The sequence below is a fragment of the Streptomyces sp. ActVer genome, from assembly GCF_027270795.1.
GTDB lineage: Bacteria > Actinomycetota > Actinomycetes > Streptomycetales > Streptomycetaceae > Streptomyces > Streptomyces umbrinus_A.
This window is the reverse complement of sequence record NZ_JAPWHT010000024.1, coordinates 24,890-42,686: the sequence shown is the minus strand read 5'-3', so window position 1 is coordinate 42,686 and position 17,797 is coordinate 24,890. Positions and strand designations below refer to the sequence as shown.

The window sequence follows — 17,797 nt, the reverse complement described above, 5'->3', positions numbered from 1 at the left end:
GGACCGGCAGCCAGGAGGGGACCGGCGAGCGGTACGGGACCGGCAGCCAGGAGGGGACCGGCGAGCGGTACGTGACCGGCAACCGGGACGCGCGGCGGCAACCGCCACCAACCTCGTGTCCCTGCGCGGAGCACTGGCCGCCGTCTACGCGGCGACCGCCGCCCGTCCCCTCTTCCACGCCGCCCTGAACCCGTCACCCCAACTCACCCAACGAGCCGTCGGCGGCGGCATCCGAGCCATGATCCCTCTGCAGGCCGCCCTCGCGGCCCGCTCCGGCGCTCCGGTCACCGCCCTGCTGACAGCGGCGCTCGCTCAGGCGGCCCGCCGGTTCGGCCGGAAGGTGAGCATGACATGAGCCTCCGGCCGAGCCCCCGCCCCACCGCTCATCCCCTCCGCTACTCCTACGGCACCAACGGCCTGACCGACCTCCGCCTGGACGACGCCCTCTCCCTTCTCGCGGACCTCGGCTACGACGGCGTCGGCCTGACGCTCGACCACATGCACCTGGACCCGCTCGCCCCCGACCTGGCGGCCCGCACACACAAACTCGCCCGCAGACTGGACGAGCTCGGCCTGGGCGTCACCATCGAGACCGGCGCCCGCTACGTACTCGACCCGAGGCGCAAGCACGGCCCGTCCCTCCTCGACCCGGACCCGGGCCAACGCGCCCGTCGCGCCGACCTGCTCGTCCGAGCCGTCCAGATCGCCACCGACCTCGGCGCGCACGCGGTCCACTGCTTCAGCGGCATCCTCCCGAAGGACACGGCCGGAGAGTCGGACACCGAAGGGCAGACTGTCGCGGCCGAGGACGCCGCCTGGAAGCGCCTCGCCGAAACCCTCACCCGCGTCCTCGACGCCGCCACCGCCGCCGGAATCCCCCTCGCCGTCGAACCCGAACCCGGTCACCTCCTCGCCACCCTCGACGACTTCCACCGTCTGCGCACCGACCTCGGGAGCCCCGACGCACTCGGCCTCACCCTCGACATCGGCCACTGCCAGTGCCTCGAACCCCTCTCACCCGCCGACTGCGTACGCGCCGCCGCCCCCTGGCTGCGCCACGTCCAGATCGAGGACATGCGGCGCGGCGTCCACGAACACCTCCCCTTCGGCGACGGAGGGATCGACTTCCCTCCCGTACTCGAAGCCCTCGCCGCCGTCGGCTACCAGGGCCTGGTCTCCGTCGAACTGCCCCGCCACTCCCACGCCGGCCCCCAACTCGCCCAGCAGTCCCTCCCGTTCCTCCACCACGCGGCCGCCGTCTCCACACCCCCGGACGCCGACCGGCCGCCGATCCCCGGCGAGGGCTCCACCGACTCCGACGGGAGAACCCCGTGAAGGACCTCCACGACGACCTCGGCACCCCGACGGACGTCGCCCCGCCGGCCCTCGCCGCCCTGCACACCCGCCTGAACGGCGGGCTAGACGGCGCCGCGCGCGCCTGGCTGGACCAGGCCCTCGACGAGGCAGCCGCCCACCCGGGCACCCACGGGCCCATCTCCGTCTGGGAGTTGCGGATCGCCGAGGCCGGCCGCCGCTGCGGCCCCGACCACGCCGAGGCGGCCCGCGTCCTCCTCCTGCACGCGGCCCGGGCCGACGCGACCACCCTCGCCCGCGTCTACCGCCAGGGCACCGCCGACGAAACGCCGCGCAGTCCTCCAGGCACTGCCCCACCTCGTGCCGGGCCCCGATGCCCTGCCGATCGTCGAGGACGCCCTGCGCACCAACGACACCCGGCTCGTGGCCGCCGCCGTCGGCCCGTACGCCGCCCTGCACCTGGACGCCCACAACTGGCGGCACGCCGTGCTCAAGTGCCTGTTCACCGGCGTCCCCGTCGAGGCGGTGGCCGACCTGCCCCGCCGCGCCCGCGCCGACGCCGAACTCGCCCGCATGCTCGCCGACTACGCCGACGAACGCACCGCCGCGGGCCGTCCCGTACCCCAGGACCTGCACCACGTCCTGGCCCTGACCGAGCACCCGGCCATCCCGCCCGGCACCGACGCCCCCCACGGCAGCGACGGCAAGGAGTCCTGATGCGCATCTTCGACCCCCACATCCACATGACGTCACGGACCACCGACGACTACGAAGCCATGCACGCGGCCGGTGTCAGAGCCGTCGTCGAACCCGCCTTCTGGCTCGGCCAGCCCCGCACCTCGGTCGCCTCCTTCCTCGACTACTTCGACTCCCTCCTCGGCTGGGAACCCTTCCGCGCCGCCCAGTACGGCATCGCCCACCACTGCACCCTCGCCCTCAACCCCAAAGAGGCCAACGACCCCCGCTGCGTCCCCGTCCTCGACGAACTGCCCCGGTATCTCGTCAAGGACCACGTCGTGGCCGTCGGCGAGATCGGCTACGACTCGATGACCCCCGCCGAGGACACCGCCCTGGCCGCCCAGCTCCAGCTCGCCGCCACCTACGAGCTGCCCGCGCTCGTCCACACCCCGCACCGCGACAAGCTGGCCGGCCTGCGCCGCACCCTCGACGTGGTCCGGGAGTCCGCACTGCCCCCGGACCACGTCCTGATCGACCACCTCAACGAGACCACGGTCAAGGAGGCCAAGGACGGCGGCTGCTGGCTCGGCTTCTCCGTCTATCCGGACACCAAGATGGACGAGGAACGGATGGTCGCCGTCCTGCAGGAGTACGGACCGGAGAAGGTACTGGTCAACTCCGCCGCCGACTGGGGCAAGAGCGACCCGCTGAAGACCCGCAAGGTCGCGGACGCCCTGCTGAAGGCCGGGTTCACCGAGGACGACGTCGACCAGGTGCTGTGGCGCAACCCCGTCGCCTTCTACGGACTCAGCGGCCGCCTCGACCTGGACGTCGCCGGCACGGACGCCACCCACGAGGGCAACTCCATCCTCCGCGGCGTCCCGAGGACGGTCCCGGACGCAGACCCGGACACCGCCCCGGCCCCCGTCCCGACGACGACGGAGGCGTGACCCATGCGCTTCCGCCACCCCGACGGCTCCACCGTCCACCTCGCCTACTGCACCAACGTCCACCCGGCCGAGACCCTCGACGGCGTCCTCGCCCAGCTCCGCGACCACTGCGAACCCGTACGCAAACGCCTCGGCCGCGACCGTCTCGGCATCGGCCTGTGGCTCGCCAAGGACGCCGCACACGCCCTGGTCACCGACCCGTCCGCCCTGCGCGGGCTGCGCACCGAACTCGACCTCCGCGGCCTCGAAGTCGTCACCCTCAACGGCTTCCCGTACGAAGGGTTCGGAGCCGAGGAGGTCAAGTACCGCGTCTACAAGCCGGACTGGGCCGACCCCGAGCGGCTCGAACACACCACGGCCCTCGCCCGCGTCCTCGCCGGTCTCCTCCCCGACGACGTCACCGAAGGCACCATCTCGACCCTGCCGCTCGCCTGGCGCACGGTGTACGACGACGACCGCGCCGCCCGTGCCCACGCGGCCCTGACCACCCTCGCCGAACGCCTCGACGCGCTGGAGGAGCTGACCGGCCGCTCCATCCGTATCGGCCTGGAGCCGGAGCCGGGCTGCACCGTCGAGACCACGGCCGACGCCATCGCCCCGCTCACCGCGATCGGCCACCCCCGTATCGGCGTCTGCGTCGACACCTGCCACCTCGCCACCTCCTTCGAAGATCCACGCACCGCCCTGGACGCCCTGGCCGCGGCCCACGTCCCCGTCGTCAAGTCCCAACTGTCAGCCGCCCTGCACGCCGAACACCCCTACCTCCCCGAAGTCCGCGAGGCCCTCGCCGCCTTCGACGAACCCCGCTTCCTGCACCAGACCCGCACCCTCACCGCCGCCGGACTCCGCGGGACCGACGACCTCGGCGAGGCCGTCAAGGAGGACGCCCTGCCCGACGCCTCCCCGTGGCGCGCCCACTTCCACGTCCCGCTGCACGCGGCACCCGACGCGCCCCTCACCTCCACGCTGCCCGTACTCAAGGACACGCTGACCCGACTGGTCGGCGGCCCGCACCCGCTGACCAGCCACCTCGAGGTCGAGACCTACACCTGGCAGGCCCTTCCGCCCGAGCTGCGCCCCCGCGCCCGCGCCCAGCTCGCCGACGGAATCGCCGCGGAACTCACCCTCGCCCGAGACCTGTTGACGGACCTCGGCCTGAAGGAACTCCCATGAGCACCCACGAGACCCCGGCAGCGCCGGCCCGCACCGACGGCTCCACGACCCCCACCCCGCTCCTCGTCCTCGACGTCGTCGGCCTCACCCCCCGTCTCCTCGACCACATGCCCCACCTCAAGACCCTCGCCCAGTCCGGCTCGCAGGCCACCCTCGGCACGGTCCTGCCCGCCGTCACCTGCGCCGCCCAGTCGACGTTCCTCACCGGCACCCACCCGTCCGAGCACGGCATCGTCGGCAACGGCTGGTACTTCCGCGACCTCGGCGACGTACTGCTGTGGCGTCAGCACAACGGCCTGGTGTCCGGGGACAAACTGTGGGACGCCGCCCGGCGCGCGCACCCCGGCTACACGGTCGCCAATATCTGCTGGTGGTACGCCATGGGCGCCGACACCGACATCACCATCACCCCTCGTCCGATCTACTACGCCGACGGCCGCAAGGAACCCGACTGCTACACGCGGCCCCCGGCCCTGCACGACGAACTCACCGAGAAACTCGGCACGTTCCCGCTCTTCCACTTCTGGGGTCCCGGCGCCGACCTTGTCTCCAGCCGCTGGATCATCGACGCCACCCGGCACATCATCCGCACCCGCCACCCGGACCTGACCCTCTGCTACCTCCCTCATCTCGACTACGACCTGCAGCGCTTCGGCCCCGACGACCCGCGTTCCCTGAAGGCGGCCGCCGACCTCGACGCGGCCATGGCCCCCCTCCTCGACGACGCGCGAGCGGAGGGCCGCACCGTCGTCGCCCTGTCCGAGTACGGCATCACCCGCGTGGACCGACCCGTCGACATCAACCGCGCACTGCGCCGCGCCGGACTCCTCGAAGTGCACACGCAGGACGGCATGGAGTACCTCGACCCGATGGCCTCACGTGCCTTCGCCGTCGCCGACCACCAGATCGCCCATGTCTACGTGTGCCGCCCCGAGGACATGGAGGCCACGAAAGCGGCGCTCGCCGATCTGCCCGGTATCGAGCAACTCCTCGACGACGAGGGCAAGAAGACCCACCACCTCGACCATCCGCGCTCCGGCGAACTCGTCGCCGTCGCGGAGCCGGACGCCTGGTTCACGTACTACTACTGGCTCGACGACGCCCGCGCGCCCGACTTCGCGCAGCTCGTCGAGATCCACCGCAAACCCGGCTACGACCCGGTCGAGCTCTTCATGGATCCGCTCGACCCGTACGTCAAGGTCAAGGCCGCGGGCGCGCTGGCCCGCAAGAAGCTCGGCATGCGCTACCGCATGGCGGTCGTGCCCCTCGATCCCTCACCTATTCGAGGCAGCCACGGCCGCCTCCCCCTGAGCGACGACGAAGGTCCGCTCATCATCTGCTCCACCCCCCGCGCTGTCGGCGACCGCGTCGCGGCCACCGATGTGAAATCCCTGTTGCTCGACCTGGCCGGCCTCGGGTGACTGCACCCGGGAGCGACCGGACGGGCGATCACGAAAAGTGAAACACACGGCACTGACAGTGTGTTCGGCCTGTGGATAACCGGCATACCGCACGGCACCCGTCACGGCCGGACACCTGACGAACATGGCTGGCCCCCTGCCGAACACGGTGGGCCCCTACCCGAAAGAGAGACACCGTGACCGCGTTCAACGACGAATCCGGATCCGGCGACGCCCTGCGTCGCGCGCTCGGCGTCAACCGCCGCCGCTTCCTCAGCACCTGCACCGCCGTCGCCGCCGGGGCGATCGCGGCCCCGGTGGTGGGCGCCTCACCCGCCCTGGCCCAGGACCGGGGCAGAGGCCACGACCATGACCACGGCCGCGGCCATGTCCTCGTTCCGCCGGGCAAGCGCGGCATCATCCTCTACACCGTCCGTGACGCCACGGCCCGCGACCCGCTCGCCTCGGACCTGCCCTCCGGCTTCCGTGAGGTGTTCAAGCAACTGGCCCGCCACGGATACCGCCAGGTGGAGTTCGCCGGCTACGGCCAGCACGCCAACGCGCCGGGCGGTGCCAACCTCGGTTCCGTGGCGGGCGCCAAGCTGCTGCGCTCCTGGCTCGACGACTACGGCCTGCGCGCCCAGGGCACCCACGGCTTCATACCGCCCTCCTGGCCGCTGACCAGCGCCGACGTGGACACCTTCAAGCTGAACCTGGAGATCGCCAACATCCTCGGCATGGACCACATGGGCACCGGCGGCGACCCCACCGGCAGCTCCTACCCGGCCGACTGGGACGTGGCGGCCGACAAGTGGAACGCGCTGGGCAGGATCGCCCGCCGCGAGGGCATCAAGCTGTACACGCACAACCACGACTCCGCCTACGGCTTCCTGCTCGACGGAGGCCCGCTGGACGCCCAGGGCCGGCCCACCCGCAGCTCCGGCATCCGCAAGCTGGAGTACTTCCTCAAGGCCACCGACCCGAAGCTGGTCTGGCTGGAGATGGACATCTTCTGGGCACATGTAGCCCAGTACAAGTTCCACACCTACACCGCCCACGACGGCTCCACCCGCGAGAAGGTCTTTGACCCGGCGGGGCTCGTCGCCCGCAACAACAAGCGCTACCCGCTGTTCCACGCCAAGGACGGTGTCGTGAGCACCACCAACGGCATGGGCTACGACATGGTGCCCTTCGGAACAGGCGTCATCGACTACACCACGTTCTTCTCGCGGGTAGGGGAGCGGAACTACCACAACCCGATGGTCGAGGACGACAACTCGCCCAGTGCCACCGACCCCGCACAGTCGCTGCGCGAGGCCAAGATCAGTTACGACAACCTCGCGGCCCTCCGCGCAAGGCGCCGCTGACCCCGGACACACGGCGAACGGTCCTCCCCACGCGGTGCCGTGGGGAGGACCGTCGGCGTTTCCAAGGACGGAAGCGGTTCGTGGAAGTTCTAGAGCGTCGGGGACGTGTGCGGCGGACACGGCGCGGGACGGTTCCGCACCGCAGGGTTCATGAGGGGGCATCCCCCCACCGGCTCGATTCGCCTCCTCACCGGTTCAGGCCATCTCCTCACCGATCGGGTGCGGGTTGGGCACGACGCGCTTGGGACTCGGGCGGCCGGGAGCGCGCAGGAAGAGCGCGAGGACCGCGGAACCGAGACCGATGCCGCCTGCCAGTGCGAAGGCGCCTCCGTAGCCCCAGGCGCTCACGACGATGGCTCCCACGCCGGAGCCGACGAGACCGGAGATGAGCTTGGAGCTGTAGACCATGCCGTAGTTGGAGGCGTTGTTGTTCTCACCGAAGTAGTCCGCTGTCATGGCCGCGAACAGCGGGAAGATCGCGCCGCCGCCGAAGCCGGAGATCATCGAGCAGACCAGGAAGAACGGCATCGAGCCCATGTTCCCGGAGAGGAATACGCCGAACTGCGAGCAGCCGAGGACGACACAGACGATGACGAGTGTGTTCCGGCGGCCGTACCGGTCCGAGATCCAGCCGATGACACCACGTCCGGTGCCGTTGACGATCGCCTTGAGCGACATCGCGGTGGCCACGATGCCGCCCGCGAACCCCATCTCCTTTCCGAACGGCACCTGCATGGCGATGCCGAAGATGTTGATACCGGCCGTGCACAACAGGCAGAACCACATCATCCACAGTACGGGCGTCCTGGCCGCCTCCCGCGGTGTGTACTGCTTGACCGCAGGCGGGTTCTTCGCCAGGGCCCGCACGACCCGCGGGTCGTCGGACGTCTTCAGCGGGTCGACGTGCGCGGGCCACCAGTTCTTCGGCGGGTCCTTGAAGAACCAGCCGGCGACGGCGACGACCATGCAGCAGATCACGCCGACCATGACCAGCACGGTCTCGTAGTTGGACAGATCCATGTACGAGGTGAACAGGAACACGAAGGGCACGGAGCCGTAGGCGAAACCGCCGTTGACCATGCCGGTCTTGCCGCCCTTGCGCTCCGGATACCACTTGCCGACCATGTTCACGCAGGTCGCGTAGACGAGGCCGGCGCCGATGCCGCTGAACATGCCGAAGCCTATGTACGCGACGATCACGTGCGGCGCGTACGCCAGCGAGATGTAACCCAGGACCGTGCCGAGTGCGCCGAGCATCATGGCGTACCGCGCGGGCAGCTTTCCGCTCTCGCGCAGCTGGCCGGCCGGGAAGGCCACGGCCGCCTGGAAGAACACCCAGACGCCCATCAGCCAGAAGATGTGCCCACTGTCCCAGAGGTGGGCCTCCCGCAGGGTGTCCTCGGCGGATGTGAACGCGTACTCCGAGGAGCTGATGCCCATCATGCCCATCCAGGGGAAGAGCACCATGGTCCAGCGTGGTCGCCCCATGATGTCCCGGTCGGTCTCACCGATCCGGTACAGGCGGCCGTTGCGGTCCGTCACCTCCCTGTAGGGGACGGGTGTCGTGAAGTCGGTGGTTGTCATGTCGCGTAGCACCCCTTGCGTCGAAAGATCTGGCCAGCGCCCCCTGTCCAATTCCTTTCGTGTGCGCACGGGTCCCGGGGCGGGCCGACGCGCACCGTCGGCCCGCCCCTTCACCGGGTCAAGTCATGAACCGCCCCCCAACAGCGCCCACCGCGCGCCGCCGCGTCACAACAGCCCCGCCGCGCGCGCCCAGCGATACTTCGCGCCGAGGACGGCCACCGGCTTCTCGGTCGTGTACGGGTATGCCACGACCCCGCGTTCGTAGAGGTACTGGCAGGCCTCCTCGACCTCGACGTCGCCCGCGAGCGACGCCACGACCGGCTTCTCGATCCCGCGCTCCCTGAATTCGGCCACCACGCGCGCGGTGAGCTCGGCGAAGACCATGGGAGGGGTCACGATGGTGTGCCAGTAGCCGAGGACGAGCGAGTGGATCCGCGGGTCCTCCAGACCGAGCCGGATCGTCGCCTCGTACGTCGACGGCGGCTCGCCGCCCGTGATGTCCACCGGGTTGCCGGCCGCGCCGAAGGGCGGGATGAACTTCCGGAAGGACGCGTCCAGGTCCGGCGGGATCTCCATCAGGGAGAGGCCGTTGTCGGTCACCGCGTCGGACAGCAGTACGCCACTGCCGCCGGCGCCCGTGATGATCACGATGTTGTCGCCCTGAGGGGTCGGCAACACCGGCAACCCGCGCGCGTACTCCAGCATTTCGTTCAGACCGGGCGCCCGGATGACGCCGGCCTGCTTCAGGATGTCCTCGTACACGGCGTCGTCGCCCGCGAGGGCGCCCGTGTGCGAGCCCGCGGCCTTGGCGCCGGCCGCCGTTCGGCCCGCCTTCAGGACGACCACCGGCTTCTTGGGGACGGTCGCCCGCGCGGCCTCCACGAAGGCGCGTCCGTCCTTGAGGTCCTCCAAGTGCATGGCGATGCACTTGGTGTTGGGGTCCTCGCCGAACCAGGTCAGCAGGTCGTCCTCGTCCAGGTCCGACTTGTTGCCGAGCCCCACGATCGCGGAAACACCCGTCTTCGTAGTGCGCGCGAAGCCCAGGATGGCCATCCCTATGCCACCGGACTGCGAGGTGAGCGCGACGCCGCCCTTGACGTCGTACGGCGTGCAGAACGTGGCGCACAGGTCCTGCCACGTCGAGTAGTAGCCGTAGATGTTCGGCCCGAGCAGCCGGACACCGTACCGCTCGCCGATCGCCACGATCTCGTCCTGGAGTTCGTGCTCACCGGTCTCCGCGAACCCGGAGGGGATCAGGACGGCGTTGGGGATCCCCTTGCGTCCCACCTCCTCCAGGGCCGAGGCCACGAACTTGGCGGGAATAGCGAAGACCGCCACATCCACCTCACCGGGAACGTCCGTGACACTCTTGTACGCCTTGCGGCCCAGAATGTCATCGGCCTTGGGGTTCACCGGGTGGATCTCCCCGGAGAAGCCGCCGTCGATGAGGTTGCGCATGACCGAATTACCGATCTTGCCCTGCTCGTTGGAGGCACCGATCACGGCCACCGACGACGGCTGCATCAGCCGGCGCATCGAGATGAGGATCTCCTCGCGCGTGTACTTGCGGCGCGGCTTGGCCACTTCCTCGGCGAGGATGACCCGGATGTCCGCGGCCACCGCGCCCTCCGGGGTGGCGATCACCGGGTTGAGATCGACCTCGGCGATCTCCGGGAAGTCCGCGACCAGTTCGGAGACCCGGCGGATCTGCTCGGCGATCGCCCACCGGTCCACCGCCGGAGCGCCCCGCACGCCGCGCAGGATCTCCGCGGCCCGGATCGAGTCCAGCATCGACAGCGCCTCGTCCGCGTCCACCGGCGCCAGCCGGAACGTGACGTCCTTGAGGACCTCGACCAGCACACCGCCGAGCCCGAAGGCCACGACCTTCCCGAACGTCGGATCGGTCACCGCGCCGACGATGACCTCCTGCCCCTTGGGGAGCAGTTCCTGGACCTGTACGCCCTCGATACGGGCCTGGGGGTCGTACGCCCGGGCGTTCTCGATGATCTTGTGGAAGGCGGCGCGTACGTCCGCCGCGCCCTCCACTCCGACGATCACGCCGCCGACGTCGGTCTTGTGGAGGATGTCGGGGGAGACGATCTTCATCACGACGGGTCCGCCGAAGCGCGCCGCGTAGGAGACCGCCTCGTCGACGTCGGTCGCCAGCTCCTCGCCGGGGACGGCGATCGCGTACGCGTCGGCGATCACCTTGCCCTCGGGCGCGGTCAGCGCCGTCCGCCCCTCGGCCCGCACGGCTTCGAGGAGCGTACGCACCCTCAGCACGCGGTCTTCGGCCATCAATCAGATCACTCCGTTCGACTTGAGCAGGCGCAGCTCCTCGTCGCCGAGACCGAGCTCGCCGACGTACACCTCTTCGTTGTGCTCGCCCAGCAGCGGCGAACTGGTCACGTCCACGGGGGAGTCGGAGAGCTTCAGTGGGCTGCCCACGGTCACGAAGTCGCCCCGCTCGGGGTGCGGCACCGTCACGACCATGTCGTTGGCGACCAGTGACTCGTCCTCGATGATCTCCTTGGTGGAGAGGATCGGACCGCAGGGGATGTTGTGGGCGTTGAGCTGCTCCAGCACCTGCCACTTGGGAAGCGTGGACGACCACTCCTCGATGAGCTGGAACATCTTGGTGAGCTGGGGGAGCCGGGCCTCCGGAGTCGCCCACTCGGGGGCGTCCGCGAGTTCGGGGCGCCCGATGAGCTCGGTGATGGGCTTCCAGCCGACGGGCTGCACGATGACGTACACGTAGTCGTTCGGGCCGCCCGGCGCGCACTTGACCGCCCAGCCGGGCTGGCCCCCGCCGGACGCGTTGCCCGACCTGGGAACCTCGTCGCCGAAGTCGTCGTTGGGATATTCAGCCAGCGGTCCATGCCCGAGGCGCTGCTGGTCCCGCAGTTTCACCCGGCACAGATTCAGCACGGCGTGCTGCATCGCCACGTTCACGCGCTGCCCGCGCCCCGTGTTCTCCCGCTGGAACAGGGCGGCGAGGATCGCCGCCACCGCGTGGATGCCCGTGCCCGAGTCACCGATCTGGGCCCCCGTCGCCAGCGGCGGCCCGTCCTCGAAGCCGGTGGTCGACATCGACCCGCCCATGGCCTGAGCGACGACTTCGTACGCCTTGAAGTTGGTGTACGGGCCGTCCCCGAACCCCTTGATGGAGGCATAGACGATCCGCGGATTGATCTCCTGGATGCGGTCCCAGGTGAAGCCCATGCGGTCGACCGCGCCCGGTCCGAAGTTCTCGACCATGACGTCGGAGCGCCGGATCAGCTCGGTGAGGATCTCCTTGCCGCGCTCGGTCTTGGTGTTGAGGGTGATGCTCCGCTTGTTGCAGTTGAGCATCGTGAAGTAGAGGGAGTCGACGTCCGGGAGGTCACGCAGCTGCTTGCGCGTGATGTCTCCGGTCGGCGCCTCCAGTTTGACGACGTCCGCGCCGAGCCAGGCGAGCAGCTGGGTGGCGGACGGCCCGGACTGGACGTGCGTCATGTCGAGGACGCGGATGCCTTCCAGGGCCTTGGTCGAGGTTGCCGGCGTCGCTTCCGTGACTGTCGTCGCTGTCGTTGCTGTCATCGGGGCCACCTCACTTGTACATCGTCTGGTTCATGGTTCCGGGGGCGTACGCGTCCGGGTCGACCCAGACGTTGATGAGTGACGGCTTGCCCGACTCGCGGGCGCGCTGGAGGGCCGGGGCGATGTCGGCGGGGTCGCGGACCTCTTCGCCGTAACCGCCCAGCATCTGGGCGAACTTGTCGTAGTGGACGTCGCCGAGGGTGTTGCCGACCCGCTCGCGCTCCAGGCCGTACTTGGCGGCCTGGCCGTAACGGATCTGGTTCATGGAGGAGTTGTTGCCGACGATGCCGACGAACGGGAGGTTGTAGCGGACGAGGGTCTCGAAGTCCCAGCCGGTGAGCGAGAAGGCGCCGTCCCCGAAGAGGGCGACGACCTCCTTGTCGGGCCGTGCCTTCTTGGCGGCGAGCACGAAGGGGACGCCGACGCCGAGTGTGCCGAGCGGCCCCGGGTCCATCCAGTGCCCGGGTGACTTGGGCTGCACGACCTGGCCGGAGAAGGTGACGATGTCGCCGCCGTCGCCGATGTAGATGGAGTCCTCGGTGAGGAAGTCGTTGATCTCGCTGACCAGCCGGTACGGGTGGATCGGCGAGGCGTCCGACTTGAGGTTCGGCAGCCGCTTCTCGATGGCGGTCTGTTCGGCGGCGCGCAGTTCGTCGAGCCACTCCTTGCGCTTCGACGCGCCCCCGTTGATGCGTCCGGAGGCCGCCTCGGTGACCGACTTCAGGACCAGGCCCGCGTCACCGACGATCCCGAGGTCGATGTCCCGGTTCTTGCCGACGGTCCGGTAGTCGAGGTCGATCTGCACGACGGTCGCGTCCTGCGACAGCCGCTTCCCGTAGCCCATGCGGAAGTCGAAGGGCGTGCCGACGATGACGATGACGTCGGCGTTGGAGAAGGCGTACCGGCGCGACAGCTGGAAGTGGTGCGGGTCCCCGGGCGGCAGCGTGCCGCGCCCGGCGCCGTTCATGTAGGCGGGGATGTTGAGGGTGCGTACGAGGTCGATGGCGGATTCGGTGCCGCGGGTCGTCCACACCTGGCTGCCCAGCAGGATCGCGGGCTTCTCGGCGTGCACGAGCAGGTCGGCGAGCTTCTCGATGGCCTCGGGGTCACCGGCCGAGCGGGTCGAGGCCCGGTAGTGGCCGGCGGCGGGGACCCGGGCCTTCTCGATCGGCACCTTGGCGTCGAGGACATCGCGCGGGATCTCCAGGAAGGACGGGCCGGGCGCCCCGTGGTAGCACTCGCGGAACGCCATCGACACCATGTCGGCGGCCCGCGCGGTGTCCGGCACGGTCGCCGCGAACTTGGTGATCGGCGTCATCATGTCGACGTGCGGCAGGTCCTGCAGGGACCCCATCTTGTGCTGGGTGTGGGCCCCCTGGCCGCCGATCAGCAGCATCGGGGACTCCGCGCGGAAGGCGTTGGCGACACCCGTCACGGCGTCGGTCGTGCCGGGACCGGCGGTGACGACGGCGCAGCCGGGCTTGCCGGTGATGCGCGCGTAGCCGTCGGCGGCGTGGGCGGCGACCTGTTCATGGCGTACGTCGACGACCTCGATGCCTTCGTCGACGCAGCCGTCGTAGATGTCGATGATGTGGCCGCCGCAGAGCGTGTAGATGACCTCCACACCCTCCGCTTTGAGTGCCTTGGCGACCAGGTGCCCACCGGAGATGAGGTTCTGGCTGTTGTCGTCGGGCATGGCGAAGTCCTGTCCCTTCGTAGGGGATTGGGCGCGCGGAAGTGCAGCTCAGACGTGGTGCGCGCACTGTTCGTGGATGCCGTCGCGGTACATTGCATACAGTCGACGAATACTGTATGAAGCTTGTTATCCCGCATCCAGTGGGTGGTGTCCAGGGGGCGTGCGGCACTTTTAGGAGGGAGCCGAGATGGACCTGTTCGAGCACCAGGCAAGGGAACTCTTCGAGGAACACGGCATCTTGGTGCCGAGGGCGGAGGTCACGGACTCGCCCAAGGAGGCACGCGAGATCGCCCGCAGGCTCGGCGGCCGCGTCGTCGTCAAGGCACAGGTGAAGACCGGCGGGCGCGGCAAGGCGGGCGGCGTGAAACTCGCCGCGGACCCAGCCGCCACCGAACTGACGGCACGCCAGATCCTCGGTATGGACATCAAGGGCCACACCGTCGGCAAGGTGATGCTGGCCCAACCGGTCGACATCGAGAGCGAGTTCTACGTCAGTTACGTACTCGACCGAGCCGCCGGCCGGTTCCTCGCCATCGCCTCGGCCGAGGGCGGCATGGACATCGAGGAGGTCGCCGCCACCCGGCCGGACGCCGTGGCGCGCGTCCACATCGACCCCGCCGAGGGCGTCACCTCGGCGAAGGCGGCCGAGATCGCCGATGCCGCGGGCCTGCCCCCGCAGACCGTCGACGTCCTGGTCAGGCTCTGGGACGTACTGATCCGCGAGGACGCCGTACTCGTCGAGGTGAACCCCCTCGTCCGTACGGCCCAGGGGCAGGTCCTCGCCCTCGACGGCAAGGTCACCCTCGACGACAACGCCCGCTTCCGGCAGGCCCGTTGGGGCGACCAGGAGTCCACGCACGACGACCCGCTGGAGGCGGCGGCCGCCGCCAAGAACCTCAACTACGTGAAGCTGGACGGCGAGGTCGGCATCATCGGCAACGGCGCCGGACTCGTCATGTCGACCCTCGACGTGGTCGCCGGCTGCGGTGCGCGCCCCGCCAACTTCCTCGACATCGGCGGCGGAGCATCCGCCCAGATCATGGCCGACGGACTCTCCGTCATCCTCTCCGACCCGGCGGTCAAGTCCGTTTTCGTCAACGTCTTCGGCGGCATCACCGCCTGCGACGCGGTCGCCGACGGCATCGTGCAAGCCCTGGAATCCGTCCACTTGACCAAGCCGCTGGTCGTCCGCCTCGACGGGAACAACGCCGTACGCGGCCGCGCGATCCTCGACGACCGGGCGCACCCTCTGGTCCAGCAGGCCACCACCATGGACGGCGCCGCGCGCCGTGCCGCCCAACTCGCCAACGCCAGCTGAAGGAGCGGGACATGGCCATATACCTCACCAAGGAGAGCAAGGTCCTCGTCCAGGGCATGACCGGCGGCGAGGGCATGAAGCACACCCGGCGCATGCTCGCGGCCGGCACCGACGTCGTCGGCGGCGTCAACCCGCGCAAGGCCGGGCAGAGCGTCGACTTCGACGACCGCGCCGTGCCCGTCTTCGGCTCAGTGCGCGAAGGCATCGAGGCCACCGGAGCCGACGTCAGCGTCGTCTTCGTCCCACCCGCCTTCTCCAAGGCGGCAGTTGTCGAGGCCGCCGACGCCGGCATCGAACTCGCCGTCGTCATCACCGAGGGCATCCCGGTCCACGACTCGGTCGCCTTCACCGCGTACGCGAGGTCGAAGGGCACGCGGATCATCGGCCCCAACTGCCCCGGCCTGATCACCCCCGGCCAGTCCAACGCGGGCATCATCCCGGCCGACATCACCAAGTCGGGCCGCATCGGCCTCGTCTCCAAGTCGGGCACGCTCACCTACCAACTCATGTACGAACTCCGCGACATCGGCTTCTCGACCTGCGTCGGCATCGGCGGCGACCCCGTCGTCGGCACCACCCACATCGACTGCCTGGCCGCCTTCCAGGACGACCCCGACACCGAACTCATCGTCCTCATCGGGGAGATCGGCGGCGACGCCGAGGAACGCGCGGCCGCGTATGTCCGCGACCACGTCACCAAACCCGTCATCGGCTACATCGCCGGATTCACCGCACCCGAGGGCAAGACGATGGGACACGCGGGGGCGATCGTCTCCGGCTCGTCCGGCACGGCCCAGGCGAAGAAGGAAGCCCTGGAAGCGGCCGGAGTCCGCGTGGGCGACACCCCGACCGAAACGGCCCGGCTGGTCCTCGCCGCACTGGACGAGTCCGGATGAAGGAGCGTGATGTCACTCATAGTTGACACGGCGTTACTTTCCGAGGTCGAGACGGATCGCTAGCGTCCTTCGTACGACGTCTCCGTACGCGAGCACTCCGAGCGCGCCATGTACGCCAAGTGCTCCCGTACGGGAGACGAGCCATGCACTACCGCCCCCGACTGTGCACCGAGAGCGGAGCAACCGAATGGCACCCACCCTCACCCTCAAGTCCCACACCTCCTGGACCGACGCCTGGCAACGCTGCCTCGCCGTGGCGCCGGAAGCCTTCCGGGACGACCGTGTCCTCAATCTCTGGGGCGCCGCCTGGCAGGCGGACGGCAGGGCGCTGCCCGCCACCAGCCCCGTGGACGGGAGCCCCATCGCCGGGCCCCCGCGCCTCAACGGCCCGACGGCCCATCAGGCCGTACGCGCCTCGCTCGACCACCACCGCGCCTGGCGGTACGTCCCCCTGGACGAACGCCGGGCCCGCGTCGCGGCCACGCTCGACGCGCTCACCGAGCACCGCGAACTGCTCGCCCTCCTCCTCGTCTGGGAGATCGGCAAGCCCTGGCGGCTCGCGCAGGCCGACGTCGACCGGGCCATCGACGGCGTGCGCTGGTACGTCGACGGAATCGAGCCCATGGTCGAGGGCAGGACCCCGCTCGACGGGCCCGTGTCCAACATCGCGAGCTGGAACTACCCCATGAGCGTGCTCGTTCACGCAATGCTGATACAGGCATTGGCAGGGAACGCGGTCATCGCCAAGACCCCGACCGACGGCGGCGTCGCGTGCCTCACCCTGGCCTGCGCACTCGCCGCACGCGAGGGGATTCCCGTCACCCTCGTCAGCGGCAGCGGGCGCGAGCTGTCGGAGGCGCTCGTGCGCGCGCCCGAGATCGGCTGCGTCTCCTTCGTCGGCGGCCGCGACACGGGCGCCGCCGTGGCCACGGCCGTCGCCGACCTCGGCAAACGACACGTACTGGAACAGGAGGGTCTGAACACCTGGGGCATCTGGAACCACACGGACTGGGACACGCTGACGGCGGTCATCCCCAAGCTCTTCGACTACGGCAAGCAGCGCTGCACCGCCTACCCGCGCTTCGTCGTCCAGCGTGAGCTGTTCGACGACTTCCTGGCGGCGTACCTGCCGGCGGTCCGTACGCTGCGAGTGGGCCACCCGCTGGCGGTCGAGCACCCGGACGACCCGTATCCGCAGCTGGACTTCGGCCCTGTGATCAACGCGGCCAAGGCGAAGGACCTCCACGACCAGGTCGCCGAGGCGATCGACCGGGGCGCGGTCCCGCTGCACCGTGGCCGGCTCACCGACGCGCGCTTGCTGCCCGGCCAGGACACGGCGGCGTACGTCCAACCGGTCACGCTCCTCAACCCGCCCCCGTCCTCGCCCCTCCACCACGCGGAACCCTTCGGCCCGGTCGACACCATCGTCCTGGTCGACACCGAGGCCGAGCTGCTCGCCGCCATGAACGCGTCGAACGGCGCGCTCGTCGCGACCCTGTCGACGGACGACGAGGCCACCTACGACCGACTGGCCCCGCAGATCCGCGCCTTCAAGGTCGGCCACGGCAAGCCACGTTCGCGCGGCGACCGCGACGAGCTCTTCGGCGGCTTCGGCGCGTCCTGGCGGGGCGCGTTCGTGGGCGGCGAACTGCTGATCCGCGCGGTGACGCGAGGACCGGCGGGGGAGCGGTTGCCGGGCAACTTCCCCGAGTACCACCTCATGCCGTGACCGCGGGTGGGCGCCGCCGTGCGGGGCGTCGCCCACTGGGTTGGGGGATCGCCGGTGGTCCGGTCGGTGGTGGGTGGTCGCGTAGGCGGGCTGCTCGCGGAGTCGGACCGGTC

The 17,797-nt window shown here is 69.9% G+C and carries 12 protein-coding genes and 2 pseudogenes; 10 read left to right on the top strand and 4 right to left on the bottom strand.

All coding sequences use genetic code 11. The features are described from left to right. The 7 genes and pseudogenes from O3Q52_RS06690 to O3Q52_RS06660 all read left to right on the top strand — a co-directional run. Positions 1–355, top strand: a pseudogene (locus tag O3Q52_RS06690) (prenyltransferase); the annotation flags it as partial. Continuing rightward, entirely contained in the window at positions 352–1,335 is a 984-nt protein-coding gene (locus O3Q52_RS06685) for a sugar phosphate isomerase/epimerase (protein ID WP_269647859.1), read from the top strand. The pseudogene O3Q52_RS06690 and the gene O3Q52_RS06685, both read left to right, overlap by 4 nt. 59 nt (positions 1,336–1,394) lie before the next feature. Further along, a pseudogene (locus O3Q52_RS06680) lies at positions 1,395–2,031 on the top strand (EboA domain-containing protein). After that, a complete protein-coding gene (locus O3Q52_RS06675) occupies positions 2,031–2,942 on the top strand; it encodes a TatD family hydrolase (protein WP_269647858.1) in 912 nt (303 codons plus the stop codon). Before O3Q52_RS06680 ends, O3Q52_RS06675 begins: the two are co-directional and overlap by 1 nt. Before the next feature lie 3 nt (positions 2,943–2,945). Beyond that, the gene (gene eboE / locus O3Q52_RS06670) at positions 2,946–4,115 is read left to right on the top strand and encodes a metabolite traffic protein EboE (RefSeq protein ID WP_269647857.1); all 1,170 of its coding nucleotides are present in this window, start codon (positions 2,946–2,948) and stop codon (positions 4,113–4,115) included. Next, positions 4,112–5,536 (top strand): nucleotide pyrophosphatase/phosphodiesterase family protein, encoded by a 1,425-nt coding sequence (locus tag O3Q52_RS06665; RefSeq protein WP_269647856.1) that lies wholly within the window; start codon positions 4,112–4,114, stop codon positions 5,534–5,536. The genes eboE and O3Q52_RS06665 overlap by 4 nt, the downstream gene beginning before the upstream one ends. Positions 5,537–5,712: 176 nt before the next feature. Further along, positions 5,713–6,882: a sugar phosphate isomerase/epimerase gene (locus O3Q52_RS06660; RefSeq protein ID WP_269647855.1), complete on the top strand. Its 1,170-nt coding sequence runs from the start codon at positions 5,713–5,715 to the stop codon at positions 6,880–6,882. Positions 6,883–7,077: 195 nt separating this feature from the next. Here the strand turns inward: O3Q52_RS06660 and O3Q52_RS06655 are convergent, their stop codons facing one another. The 4 genes from O3Q52_RS06655 to O3Q52_RS06640 all read right to left on the bottom strand — a co-directional run bounded on the left by O3Q52_RS06655 (position 7,078) and on the right by O3Q52_RS06640 (position 13,741). Next, on the bottom strand, positions 7,078–8,466 hold the full coding sequence (locus O3Q52_RS06655) for an OFA family MFS transporter (RefSeq protein WP_269647854.1): 1,389 nt from the start codon (positions 8,464–8,466) through the stop codon (positions 7,078–7,080). Between the two features lie 165 nt (positions 8,467–8,631). Continuing rightward, positions 8,632–10,764: an acetate--CoA ligase family protein gene (locus O3Q52_RS06650; protein WP_269647853.1), complete on the bottom strand. Its 2,133-nt coding sequence runs from the start codon at positions 10,762–10,764 to the stop codon at positions 8,632–8,634. Positions 10,765–10,767: 3 nt separating this feature from the next. Further along, entirely contained in the window at positions 10,768–12,045 is a 1,278-nt protein-coding gene (gene frc, locus O3Q52_RS06645) for a formyl-CoA transferase (protein ID WP_269647852.1), read from the bottom strand. Positions 12,046–12,055: 10 nt separating this feature from the next. Then, positions 12,056–13,741, bottom strand: a complete 1,686-nt coding sequence (locus O3Q52_RS06640) for a thiamine pyrophosphate-binding protein (RefSeq protein ID WP_269647851.1) — start codon at positions 13,739–13,741, stop codon at positions 12,056–12,058. Between the two features lie 187 nt (positions 13,742–13,928). Here O3Q52_RS06640 and sucC point away from each other — a divergent pair, with 187 nt between their 5' ends. The 3 genes from sucC to O3Q52_RS06625 all read left to right on the top strand — a co-directional run bounded on the left by sucC (position 13,929) and on the right by O3Q52_RS06625 (position 17,684). Continuing rightward, positions 13,929–15,059: an ADP-forming succinate--CoA ligase subunit beta gene (gene sucC, locus O3Q52_RS06635; protein WP_269647850.1), complete on the top strand. Its 1,131-nt coding sequence runs from the start codon at positions 13,929–13,931 to the stop codon at positions 15,057–15,059. Positions 15,060–15,070: 11 nt separating this feature from the next. After that, complete coding sequence (sucD, locus tag O3Q52_RS06630; RefSeq protein ID WP_269647849.1) at positions 15,071–15,955, top strand: succinate--CoA ligase subunit alpha; 885 nt, start codon at positions 15,071–15,073, stop codon at positions 15,953–15,955. 187 nt (positions 15,956–16,142) lie between these two features. Next, complete coding sequence (locus O3Q52_RS06625) at positions 16,143–17,684, top strand: aldehyde dehydrogenase family protein (RefSeq protein ID WP_269647848.1); 1,542 nt, start codon at positions 16,143–16,145, stop codon at positions 17,682–17,684. Positions 17,685–17,797: the final 113 nt, after the last annotated feature.